Origin of the sequence: Maledivibacter sp. (genome assembly GCA_025210375.1) — a bacterium.
GTDB lineage: Bacteria > Bacillota > Clostridia > Peptostreptococcales > Caminicellaceae > JAOASB01.
Genome location: JAOASB010000010.1, coordinates 1 through 12,829, shown reverse-complemented (window position 1 = coordinate 12,829; position 12,829 = coordinate 1). Strand labels below are relative to the sequence as shown.

13 protein-coding genes and 1 riboswitch are annotated in these 12,829 nt (G+C 28.9%); all 13 genes read right to left on the bottom strand.

The window, feature by feature from the left end; genetic code table 11:
* Positions 1 to 4: 4 nt before the first annotated feature.
* Entirely contained in the window at positions 5 to 1,246 is a 1,242-nt protein-coding gene (locus tag N4A68_03260; protein MCT4563334.1) for a PocR ligand-binding domain-containing protein, read from the bottom strand.
* A 154-nt stretch (positions 1,247 to 1,400) separates the two neighbouring features.
* Positions 1,401 to 1,584: riboswitch (cobalamin riboswitch) on the bottom strand.
* A gap of 761 nt (positions 1,585 to 2,345) precedes the next feature.
* Positions 2,346 to 3,080 carry a hypothetical protein gene (locus N4A68_03255; protein MCT4563333.1) on the bottom strand — a complete coding sequence of 245 codons (735 nt, stop codon included), beginning with the start codon at positions 3,078 to 3,080 and terminating at the stop codon, positions 2,346 to 2,348.
* Positions 3,073 to 4,170, bottom strand: a complete 1,098-nt coding sequence (locus tag N4A68_03250) for an ATP-binding protein (GenBank protein ID MCT4563332.1) — start codon at positions 4,168 to 4,170, stop codon at positions 3,073 to 3,075. Before N4A68_03250 ends, N4A68_03255 begins: the two co-directional genes overlap by 8 nt.
* A 604-nt stretch (positions 4,171 to 4,774) precedes the next feature.
* A complete protein-coding gene (locus N4A68_03245; GenBank protein MCT4563331.1) occupies positions 4,775 to 5,761 on the bottom strand; it encodes a copper amine oxidase N-terminal domain-containing protein in 987 nt (328 codons plus the stop codon).
* 982 nt (positions 5,762 to 6,743) lie between these two features.
* Positions 6,744 to 6,986, bottom strand: a complete 243-nt coding sequence (locus N4A68_03240) for a hypothetical protein (GenBank protein MCT4563330.1) — start codon at positions 6,984 to 6,986, stop codon at positions 6,744 to 6,746.
* A gap of 2 nt (positions 6,987 to 6,988) precedes the next feature.
* Positions 6,989 to 7,468, bottom strand: a complete 480-nt coding sequence (locus N4A68_03235) for a DUF3990 domain-containing protein (GenBank protein ID MCT4563329.1) — start codon at positions 7,466 to 7,468, stop codon at positions 6,989 to 6,991.
* Complete coding sequence (locus tag N4A68_03230) at positions 7,465 to 7,683, bottom strand: DUF3791 domain-containing protein (GenBank protein MCT4563328.1); 219 nt, start codon at positions 7,681 to 7,683, stop codon at positions 7,465 to 7,467. The genes N4A68_03235 and N4A68_03230 overlap by 4 nt, the downstream gene beginning before the upstream one ends.
* Before the next feature lie 395 nt (positions 7,684 to 8,078).
* Positions 8,079 to 8,417, bottom strand: a complete 339-nt coding sequence (locus N4A68_03225; protein ID MCT4563327.1) for a hypothetical protein — start codon at positions 8,415 to 8,417, stop codon at positions 8,079 to 8,081.
* Positions 8,418 to 8,454: 37 nt separating this feature from the next.
* Positions 8,455 to 9,231 carry a hypothetical protein gene (locus N4A68_03220; GenBank protein MCT4563326.1) on the bottom strand — a complete coding sequence of 259 codons (777 nt, stop codon included), beginning with the start codon at positions 9,229 to 9,231 and terminating at the stop codon, positions 8,455 to 8,457.
* The gene (locus tag N4A68_03215) at positions 9,203 to 9,328 is read right to left on the bottom strand and encodes a hypothetical protein (GenBank protein MCT4563325.1); all 126 of its coding nucleotides are present in this window, start codon (positions 9,326 to 9,328) and stop codon (positions 9,203 to 9,205) included. The genes N4A68_03220 and N4A68_03215 overlap by 29 nt, the downstream gene beginning before the upstream one ends.
* Positions 9,329 to 9,721: 393 nt before the next feature.
* Positions 9,722 to 10,327: a hypothetical protein gene (locus N4A68_03210; GenBank protein MCT4563324.1), complete on the bottom strand. Its 606-nt coding sequence runs from the start codon at positions 10,325 to 10,327 to the stop codon at positions 9,722 to 9,724.
* 541 nt (positions 10,328 to 10,868) lie between these two features.
* Positions 10,869 to 12,251, bottom strand: a complete 1,383-nt coding sequence (locus N4A68_03205) for a hypothetical protein (protein MCT4563323.1) — start codon at positions 12,249 to 12,251, stop codon at positions 10,869 to 10,871.
* A 140-nt stretch (positions 12,252 to 12,391) separates the two neighbouring features.
* On the bottom strand, positions 12,392 to 12,829 hold a 438-nt coding region (locus N4A68_03200), incomplete at its 5' end, for a group II intron reverse transcriptase/maturase (GenBank protein ID MCT4563322.1).

The following is a 12,829-nucleotide window of genomic DNA, read 5'->3' as shown; positions in this document are numbered from 1 at the left end:
TCCTTTATTTAATGGCCTTAGGCAATTTTATTTTAACTGTGGTTCCCATATTTTCTTTACTTTTTATATTGATCTTATAGCCCTTTCCAAAATAATTTATAAGTCGTCTATTTGTATTGTGTATACCTATTCCCATCGTTTTTCTTATATTGCTATCCCCATCATTTTCTTCTAGTATAAGTGCCAATTTATTTTTTGAAATACCTACACCATTATCCACAATTTTTATTATGATATCATTTTCTAGTGAATATCCTTCTATACTAATCTTTCCATTTTTTCGACTTGGCTCTAGACCGTGGCTTATTGCATTCTCTATAAAGGGTTGTAAAATCATTACAGGTATCTTTATATCTTCTATTTCTTCTTCTATACATATTTTATAATTTACTCTATTGCCGAATCTCATGGATTGAATTTTCAGGTATTTTTCTATGTACTTTATGTCTTCTCTTATGGTAACTTTATCATTAGTATTTTTTAATACATGCCTCAATAATTCGGCTAAAGAATAAACCATTTCTTCCGTTCTTTGGGCTTCTTCAATTAAAGCTAATCTTCCTATTGAGTTCAATACATTGAACAAGAAATGGGGGTTGATCTGAGATTGAAGTGCTTTTAATTCTGAAATTTTTAATTCCTTTTCTAACTCAATACGTGCTTTTTGTTCTTCCATCAATTTTATACTCTTAGTATTTAACTCCTCTTGTATTAAATTTACCATTGATTTTTCCACAAGTTGGTTCACTACTATATGAACTAATTCCGCCATAACTTCAATTTTTTCAAAATCTAAATAGACAGTCTTATTATAGGCTTCAATAAAACGTTTATCTAATTTCCATTCTTCATCATCTTTTAACGAATTAGAGATATTTGGTAAATCATTTATATTGGATCTAATCTGTCCACATAAAACTGCTCCTAAATACTGTCCTTCCACAACAATGGGAATTGCAAAATCTACTAGTCCCGTTGGACATCTATAGATAATGTATGGCCTTTCTCTAATAGCAGCTTCTAATCCACCATAGGCATCTGATTGATAGCATATTTTTTTATATTGAGGTATTTTCCTTCTCATTTTACAAAATTCACAAAAATTAGCACGCTTTGTTATGGGTTTACCTTTAAAATCCACTGTTACAAATGCTATTCCTGTAAGCTCTGCAAATTTATCCTGTACATCCTGTAATACTTGTACATCTATTACATTGCCTAAGTAGAAATTGCTATCAACCCTCATCCTCATAACCTCCTCTTAAAATACTTCTCCATATCCCTTTACACTTAAATTATTTTTATCAATAAGAAAACCCAGCTGATCTTAGCTAGGTCTATTGTTTCAAATGTAATAAATTTAATCACAAATGTTTAAACAATATCTTCCCACCGAAGACTTACTTGTACTAAATTTAGGCAGGTTTCCTGGCTCTGACTTCTTCCTACTCTCTAACCTTCCCATGATATAAATCACAGTGGTATAAACTAGATTTCGTCCGCCATTACAGTAGCGGGGGCTGCAGAGGCTCTGCACCTCTTTCCCTATTGATATCTTGAAAAACCTAAATTTGTGTTTTATTTATTTTTTGCAATACTTTTATTAATTGAGCAAATTGTATAATTACAATCCTCAAAAACTTACTATTACATATAGTCCTAAATGCCCTAGAACTATACCCCATCGATTATGCAACTTAGTCACTTTAGAATAATACAATTTCTCCAATTAACTATTACCTTATATAGAAAGCACCTATGAATTTACATTTTGATTTTTTGAATAGCCAAAGCTTTAAGGCTTTTCAAGGAATTAAAATATAAAAGATTTATTGCAGTTTCTATTGTCACTATTTTTTTGTGGAAAAATTGTAAAAAGGGGTCAATAATATTATAACATATTTTACTAATTTCGGAAGTTTCACGCTTGAGGTTTACTTTCTGGTAAAATAAGTGCATCTGTAGTTTCAAGATTACACTCATCAATAGAAATATATGGTAATATTTTCAATCCTCCCATTGTGATAATTGGGTTAATGTAGAATATATTTTAAGGAGATTGACTCAATTATCAATCTCCTCTTCTTATTATAGATTATACTTCTATGACTTTTTGCAATATATTTTAATATGCTTAATCCAATATCATATATCTTAATCACCATAGAGTAATCAGTCCCCTAATGCCTCCAGTGAACTCGTTTAGCTTACGCTAAACATCGTGGCTTCAGATACACCACTAATTTGTAGCTGAAACTATTAAATCCTTAAAAAACTAATTCAATACGAGGTATCTAGAAAATTTATAGTACTATTCAATCTTAACCATTCCTTTGTATATAAATTTAATCTATTACCAATTTAGGATTGTAATCAATAATATAAAATACACATGTACAAAGTACAAAAACTTCTTTATCAATATTAAGCTTTTCAAGTTGTGCCATTAATATTTCAGAAAAGTTAGGTACAGTATTTTCTACGTAACTTATGTTGTTAAGTATGGACCACGCTTTAGCAATGTTTTGCAATATAACAATATTGCACTCTTCACGAGTTCTGGCAAACTTTCTATAGTCCTTATCACGATTTTCATGATTAACACGTTTCTTGTATGTACCAGCTTTAAGTTCTGATATCGTTGCACAGCAATTATTAAATGATTTGTCAGGAATGCTCTTCATATGATAAAATGCCTCTACCATAGGATAATTTAAATAAAGTTTGCCCATATCTGAAGACTCAACAAAATAATCCATCATTCTAATAATCTTCTCTTCTGAAAATTGCGGATCATGTGGATCAAAATCAAAAATTAGAAGTATATCTGTATACTTTTCATCAAATAATTTCTTAATCTCTTGGTTTTGCTCTCGTTCTTTTAAAATTTGAAGGATATCCATTGCATCAGGGTCTCCTTCTAGAAACATTTCATTATAAAGAGTATAAATATTTGTATTATAAGAGACAATCTCATACTTTACATCTATCTCATAAATCTTCATCAAATATCCAATTAAGCGCACATCAGTCTTTGCACCTTCTACAAGAACAAGGATTTTTCTCTTATCCTTATTCATCAAATTCACCACTCATATATAACTTTTCAAGATTATGCCCTTCGCGTAGTTCTCGGTCAGTTGCATTTGCTAGCGAAGTAAGCTTATTTTGGGTTAAAATTAAATAGCAATCCGGGCGCATAATTCTATTAGAAAGCAGATTTGTATTATGTGATGTAAGAATTGTTTGAAATCTACTAATGTTCTTCAACATCATAACTATACTTTCAGAAAGTTCATAGTGATAAAATGAATCAAATTCATCAATATATAATAATGAAATATCTGTAGCTGTCTTATACCAGTAAAAAAAAGTATATAATGCTTTCGTTCCACTTGATGCAACCTTAAAAAATGGCAATGGTGTTTTTGTATCGAAATAGAGCCTAGTTTTACCATCATTGTCCTCTTTTAGGATAAGATTTTCTTCAATACCAGCTCGATGAAAAAAATCTTTTAGCTCATCTAAATTATTAGAGTCAAGTATAAAATCGTAATAATCATTACTTTTTGATTTGTATCCAATGTATCTATTTTCATCTAAACTTCTAAACCAAAGCATGTTTGAAACAAACTTCATCATTTGACGAAGAGGGTGCTTATCATCAAGAACCGAATTATACAAAAAATATTTTAAAATAGAGTCTTCACTTTGAAATACCCAATTTAATGTAGGTGCAAATGCTTTCAGTTCTTCAACATTTCCGGAATTTGATAGGTTATCATATTCCAATAATGTTTTAGAGTTCAACGCTAAATACTCATATGTGAGTATTTGATTTTCATTCTTTCTATATCTATAGTCAACTTCATCCATCCCAAATTGAAATACATATCGAAACTCTGCATAATTACTTGTATTATTAGTATTTATATAATAATCATATAACCCAGGTGTAATATTTTTACTAGTTAAATGCGTTACAATATCAAATAGTGCAAGTCCTAAGTTAGACTTACCTATAGCGTTCTTACCATAAATAATAATTGTATTTAATAAATTATTTCTTACACATTCCTTATTAAATTTATAATCACGTACATCAGAAAAATCCAAAGTTACTGTCTTTTCAAAATTCTTGAATCCAGTTGTCTCAAATAACTTCAACATAAATACCACCTCATATACATTATAACCAATTTAGTATATTTTCACAACAGTTGCCGTAATTTTTTTACGGTATATACTTATTGTTTCAATATACAGATTTTAATTTCAAATGAGTTAAAACACACGAATAATTATAAACAAATGTTTTCTATATTTATCACACCATAAAACCCTGTATTTTTCAATATGTACATGGTTTTATTAGACTAAAAACAATTCTTTATTTCATGTTCTTTGATTTGTATATTTCTTCTGATTTCGAAGCCTTTTAACAGCCAATCTAGTTCATTTTTATCTATTAGCATAGACTCATCATAGTTCATTGGCCATTTGAATCTTCCATTATCTTTTCTGTGATAGTAAAGCCAAAAGCCATTATCATAGTGAAGGATTTTAAGTCGATTCCTACTTCTATTACAGAATACAAATAGAGCCTTTTCATAGGGATCTAACTTAAGTGATGATTTAACGACTGATACCTATATTATATATTTCTACATAAAAAGAGAGAATCCTTTTTGTTTTTTTGGATTCTCTCTAAAAATTACTTTGTCAACGGCCTGAGACTAATAATCAATCTCTTTTTTTGGTGCATTTGCTTTTATTAATCTACAAAAGTAACATCAATTCCGAACACGCCAGGATCACTTATCTTAATTTTTGTTTTACCAAATTGTAATACTTTATCACTTGCAATGTTCTTTTTTTGTTTTAAAGCCTGATCAACATAACAGTAGATAGCTTCTCCGTCACTTGGAGTTTCTGAGTAATATTTACAACTCTCCATAAATACATTTCTTGTCATTATGATTGGCGTAAGTAAATCATCACCTTGGTTAATTGACCAATTTCTAAGGTTGATTACAGGATTTCCATCACTATCTCTTTTAACTTTTAAATTAACATTAGGATCGTCATACTTTTGGGCCTCCCCTTGAAGACTTCCTTGTTCAGATAATTTCCAAGTAGTTCCTTTTAATGCTTTGTTAAATAAAGCAATATCATCTTCATAAGAAGAATCATTATAAGTTCCCATCATAGAATTATCCACAGAACCTACTAAATCAGATCTGAATCCACCTTCTTTATCCTTATAACGATCAACTTTAGCGTTAGAAATATCAATAACGATAACATCACCATCAACTACTACTGGAGATAAAATATCAATTCTATGAATTCCAGATTGATACTTGTATACTCCCTCATAACCTAATGCTTCCATTACGAAACGAAGTGGGACCATTGTTCTACCGTTGATAGTTACTGCTTCAGTATCCATAACTACTGTTCCATTTGGAGTTTGAACTTCTTTTTCACCAATCTTAACAACTACATTACCATTGATTGTAGCAGACCAATCAGCCTGATTCCATTCAACTGTGTAACCTAAAGATTCAGAAACGATTCTTAAAGGTATTTGCGTTCTATTTTTATCATCAATAAAAGCCTTACCATACTCCTGTGGAATTGAAAGTTTTGAATTATCAATATAAATGTCGATATTATTCTCGATCATCGCAAATGCATTACCACTAAATACAACTAACATTAAACATAATGTTATAAAACCAATTATTTTCTTTTTCATTTTTTTCCTCCTATTTAAATTATTCTCCTAAAAAAATTTATCCTCAGTCCAACCAGTTAAAATTCTTATGCTGTTTAAAATTTTGTATTGTTATATCATATGGACATATAATTTTAAAAATAACTCGACCTTTCGATCCTATGGTCGCAATACTTGTTAGAGTATTGCTTATCGCCTTCTTTTCTTTTGTTCTTTTATTTTTCCTCAATCCCATTTACAGCTTTTATGTATTCTAGCTCTTTCCCCTGCCCCCTTCTTCAAAGTCTTATATGTATTTTTACAATTATTTAATAAACATTACTTAGCATATTCTACCATCAAATTGTGTATTTATCAACTTATTATGTTTTCTCTTTTTGTTAGGCATATTTAGACAGCATAAAGCACTCATTCAGTTATCATAAAGTCGTAAGATCATATGATTAAACATACAGAAAATATTATTTTTAAATTGAGAAGATCAAGAAATAAGCTTACTAAGTTATAAAAATTAACTCATGCTAATTTGAGTTTATAATCCATAACAAATGAGAGGAGGCAACAATATTGTATGCTACTAGGAGAATTAATTTAAGATATCTTAGTAAAGATGAAAAGGAATTATAAAAAAAAATGTGTATATTATCAAAGTCTGTTTATAATCAAGCCCTTAAAAACACTAAAGATCATTATGACAAGACAAAACAATTTCTTTTTTGGAAAAACAACTGCAAGCTTATTAAAAACTCATTGGGCTTATAAAGAAATAGGTAGTAGATATCAAGCTTTATTTCAAACATAATTAGAAATAGCCGTTATGAACAGCATTTTATTAAACTCTGGATTAATTATGGAACTATAATATTCTTTTACATTATTAAAGTTTTTAAATATATGAACTATCTCATCTATAAGTTACTTTTCGTTTAAATATTTTCTTAATTCTCTAACCCCAACATTCTGCATTCTCTTACCTCCATTGTTTAATAAATAATTATATAATTTAATGCACCAAATCCTTTGGATAACTTTTATGCTTCATAATCCCGTACTCTAGCATTAGCTCCTGTGCTAAATATTTAAAGCCTCTACAATGTAAGTCCCCAACTCCCTTGCTAATTAATTCATAAGTTTCAGATGTATAAAAATACTCAATACTTTCATCTAATCCCTTACCAGTTTCTTTTGAAAATTCAAGTATTATATCTTTATATAAAGATTGTAATAATATTTTATTTGCTTTCATTTTTACACTTCCTCACTTTTTTCATATTTTAAATATTTATCTATAATTTCTTGATTGATAATACAAATTTGATGATTAGGCTTATAATACTGTAATCTTCTAAGAGCTTCATCTTTACTAATTAACTTATCTTTATAAAGCTCTATTGTATTATATACTCTATCATCAGCTATACCGCCTATAATCATATCATATTTTAAATAAATATTACTTCCAACTCTACACTTTAATATAAAATCTAACCATTCAATATTATAAGTTGAAAATTCTTTAACTTTATAACCCTCTTTAATTTTCTCTATTGGTAATGAATATATATTTAAATAGCTTTTTTTACCCCTTCTTTTAAACTTACTTGTCCAATTAATTGCTTGTTCTTCAATTGCTGTTACATAAAATCCTTTTCCAAAATCTAAAGCATCCCTTGAAAAAGATACATGAGGATTATCAACTAAACAATATGAACCATGATATACTATCATTTTAATGTACCTCTCTCTTTAAGTACCTCTATTAAATCCTTTACTATATAGTGTTTACTTTGAGAATGCAAAGGTTCATAACAAGGAATAATGTAACTTTTTAAGATATTCGTATCAATACTAATTAGCTTATATACATCTTTTGCACTCATTTCTAATTCTTCTGCTAGACTTTCAATGCAAAATATAGCAAATTCTAATACATTTTCATCCATAAAACCACCTCCTATAGAATTCTTATTAATATTATACTCTACTATTGAAATATACCATTACTTTTCTATCTAACTCAATTAGTCAAGCAGTGTGTGACTTATTGGAAAGTATTTATAAAATTTCTTATTCCCAAAATATATTTCTATTGTTCTACTCAAAACCCTTTATACTATTTCATTTTTACCTCTATTACTCTACAATACAATCTGTATTTTTTATGTGTTGAATGGATGCTAATAATTGATTTGCAATATTTCAGCTAGATAACCTCATAATACCCTCTGTTGCTTTACCATAACTCAATAAATTAATACTTCCATACCAGACAATTTTTTGATCAATAATAGCAAATCTTTGATGAATATTTGTCTTGAAGATAACTTTTACACCATTATTAAATAAGTAGATTAATATTTTTCGTAAAAGAAGTTTGATCTTTTTCCTTAAAATCTGATTTTGGTCTAGTTACTACTACAAAATTGGCACCAGTATTTATTTCATCAGTTATTAATTTTAGAATAGTTGTTAACCTTCTTTTACTTATAAAAGGACTCACAATCAGTACATCAGATGTAGCACTGCATACATCTTGTTTAAATACTGAGAAGAATATTTTTTGATCATGAATAGCATTAACAGTGTCTTCTGTCTTTTCTCCCCTTGTTTTATACCCAATTGCTGTTTTCCCAAATGCAGTCGTTGCAGATAACTCGCCTTGATCATAATTTAACAATGCTTTTACTACATCTCTTTAGTTGTATCTTTCATCGTCATATTCTATTTGCACTTGGAATGCAAAGATAATTGTGGTTTTCTTCAGATAAGTCAATTATCCTAGGTTTATTAAAGGTTGGAAGCCTCATGGCTTGAGTTTTAAAGAAATCTGGATTTTTAAATGCTGCGAGTCGTTTAATGCTGTTTAATGCTTTATTAGAAAATCCTTCTTTTTTTATATAGATTATGTTTGCTAATACTATCCTACCTTCCCTTGGGAAATCTTTTTTGGATAGTTTATACTCACTTTTCTTATTTCTTAACCATGGTTTCTCCTCTAGTTCTTCACTTTTTAAATCACCATATTCATTTCCATTACATAAATTCAATATAGCTTTTTCTACTTCTTCTTTATTCATTTTTCTTATGCTATTTAGATAAACCCATTGATCAGGATATGATTGAAAATTCTCATCAACAAATTCGATATTACCGTGCTTTTTAGCCTTTTTTTGAAGTGGCAATGCTATTAGATTTCCAAAACCACCCTTGGGCATTGTATCTTGATTAGGGGATAAACGGTCATAAGACTTAAATTTAATTCCATGTCTCTTGGACATACCATAGGTAATAATTGCAGTACCTAATTTTCTAGTTAAACTAGCACTTATTGCATCCTGGAAAAATATCCTTGCATAAGCACCATTTCCAGACCTTGATCGTTCTATTGCAACTGGAATATTAAACTCATTACAAACTTTCCTTATAATTTTTATATCATCTTTCCATTCATATTTATCAAAGTCAATTGCTACAAATCGACATATCTCCATATTCTTTAATATTTTTAAGAACAGCAATTTCTTTTTTTAGTTTCTTGTTTTCCTCTAATGCTTTCATGTACTTACTGTGTAATGTTTTATAGTTCATAATTAAACCTCACAATATCATGCCTCTATTCAAATATTTAGTCCTAATTAAATGGTTTTAATATATAGTATCTATTTCTACTACGCCCTTTAGCAATAATTGAATCGCTCATCTTTGTTTCCTAATTTGGGTTCAGCAATTATCAAAATTCAATCTGTAATACTTCACCATGCTTAATTATTTTAAGAATCTTTTTAATCACAACAACAACTTCTTTCATAAAGGTTTTATTTCTCATTACTAATATACATCTATTATATCATGAATATTTTGACTTTATTTATGCTTATTTATAGGACATTTTAGCATTTGACGCTAGCTCCAGTTTTTATATAAATAAAACAAACGAGTCAAAAGAACTGATCTTTTGACTCTAACATTCGTATTTTGATATTATGCAATTTTAGCATTCTTATAAATTTTATTAACATTTAGTAGTACCTCTCTTATGTCATCAAATTTAATCCATAAACTCTTATTATAGTAACCGCATACATGTGATAAAGTTGTATAGGATTTATTCAATTCTTTATCTACCCATTGTACGTTATCCTCATCTGAGATTCTTTCATATTCATCCATAGCAGCTAAAAGAATATCACTATTTTCTAACAAACTTCTATTTTCGATAACACAATATTCTAGCGCTCTATCAATAATAGCTGTTTTTCCATTACTTCTTCTCATGTATACCTGTGAATAACTATAAGCTTCCTTCTCATAATTTGATAATTTATCTATTGTATCATAATAGTCCTTTTCTAAAACTAATGCTACTAAATTAGGATTAGTACCCTTATCAACGAGTATGTCCTTCACAATTTTTGAATTTCTTATTACCTTACTGAAGAATAGATTGTAATTTACTGGATTGTCACATCTATATGCAAAGTCTTCTACATCCATTAAAGTTCGCCTTGCCTCTTCTGATAATACAATATTATACAACTCTAAGTGCTCCTCTAAATCAGTAATAACTATGCTTGGTTTAATTTTCATAATTTGATTTACCCCCTTATTTTCTATTTGTATACACTATACTAATAAAAAGATATTTATCACACTAAATAAGAGAATATTATTTTTGATTTAATATAAAAAATAATAATTATAATATCTCTACATTAAGGTATTATAATTATATATAATTTTTCACTATGAAAACCTATAACATCAAACCAAGGAACCTATTTTTTCAATTGAAAACAGATGAGTTATGTAAACAACCGCATTATATCCTAAACTTCCATATCTATTACAATTACATGTTTTAATGAAAATTTCTGCTATTTGTGATACGGTTCACCTTGGTTATTTAAGGGGATAACTTTTTAAGAGACATCGTAATATCGGTGTCTCTTTGATTGTTCTACCATTCTTTTTATATAATCCAATTTATGCTGAATAAAAAAGTCCTATATACAGCATTTCTATCCCTAAATCTCATCTCTACTATCTCTCTTCTTGCTCTTTCAGTTTCGGCATGATTTTTACAACTTCCGATAATAAATCATATAGTAATCTACTGTGTTAGGTATTATTATAATTCATCATCTTCACAATACAGTAATGACCACAACTCATAGGCGTTAAAATCAGTTCTAATTGATATTTCTGATTCAATTTGTACCCCATTCCAAGACATATACATGCCATTTTCGTATGCTTCAACGTACTCAACCCTAACAAGTTTATAAAATGAGTCTTCTTCGCTATTTCCAGTTATTTTGCTATAATTCTTAACTATTATTCCTAATAACTCACTATCCTCTATCAAGCGTTCATCATCACTATTATCTTCAAGTAAACTTTTAAAATCAATCAACAATTTGGAGTCATCATTTTCAATAATATTCTCCATAGTATCATTTTCGAAGTAGTAACTACTTTCAAAATTATTCTTCAACAATCTACTAATCATGTCCTCAATAAAATAACCCACAATAATTTTTGTTCTTTTTTCAAATAGGTCAGTATATTTTTTATATAGGTTTTGTATTGATATAACGTCTTTACCAAAAGTAATATCTATGTCTTTAATCTTCAAGAACTCCTTTAAAACCTTACTCAGCTCCATTCGTATCCATGTTTCAATATTAAATAAGCTTCCATAATTCACATAAAGATATTGCGATATTTTCTTGTCAACTTCAAGCTTGCAATAATCACACTTCCCTAATTCAACTGCATTTTCAGTGTCTATCAATAAACTCCCAACAACCTTAAAGCTGTTCTTTCCACAATAAATACAATTCTTGTATTCAATTTTTTTATTCCTATTTTCAAGTATTGCTTTCTTTCTATCAGGCTCTTCATCTAACTTTTCAATTTCAGATTTTGCACGATTAATTTTAGTTGAGATATAAAGTAACTGTTTAATATCCCACATTAAATTTTCGACAACAGATTCTTGAATATCTGAGTAAAGGTTATTTTCTTCTGCATAATTTTTAAATGATGGTATTTTGTCTATGTATATTCTGAAAAGTGTGGGTATTAACATTGCTACTGTATGCTCTGTAATATCTTCCTCAAATTCAAATTCATAATGAGTAATACTATTTCTGATCTCATTTAAAAATTTTAGTTTACTATAATTACTAGGTTCGATTTCTAAGTCATATAGAATTATCACTCTGTTTATTACATCTATGAAATCAATTGTTTTCGGCTTATATTTAGATTTAAATGACAATTTCAAATTCAATCGGTGTTCAAAATGACTTCTTAAGTCTTTATATATTAAATTATCGTCCTTTTTACTTACTAGAAATTTAAATAATGTTTCAGTTGAATGATGAAGTCCAATAATAATATCTTTCAATAGAAACTCATATTCTTTGTTACCTTTACTTCCTGACAAATTCTTCATTAAAAGCACACTTTTCTTAAATGAATCTAGTCCGTTTTCTAATATATTCATTCTATCCCTCCATTCTTATCTAGAATTATAATGACGCAGTCACCATAGAGCCATCAGTCACCCAACGTCCCTGGCGCAGATCCCGGCGTGCGGATTTCCCGCACCGGGCTCTTCAGCTCGTATATCTCTACTTCCGTATTTCAGCAACTAAATCTTAACTGTTCATATTCTCTCTTAATGAATGGTTTTTGTAAATTGTACCATCTCATTTTTTCACTGAATTGTGTCCAGTTAAAACTTCTTCTTTGACTACGTCTATTAAGCCATTTATATAATAGCTTTATTACTATGCTGTGAAACTGCTCTATTCTTTTCCAGTTTCCTATGACTCCATAGTAATTATAGTAGCCCCTTAATTTATCATTTAGATTACTTATCATATTCCTTAGGCGACAGTTTCTTTGTCCCTTTATCCAGTCTTTTATTTTCTCCACTGCCTTCATAAATTTCTTTCTGCTTGTTTTATGGGTTATTATATCTTTTCCCTTCCTTGATGTCTCCCATCTATAGGTAAAACCTAGCTTCTTGATTTCACTATCTAGATTCGCTTCAAATTCTTTTGCAGTTTGTTTATCTAT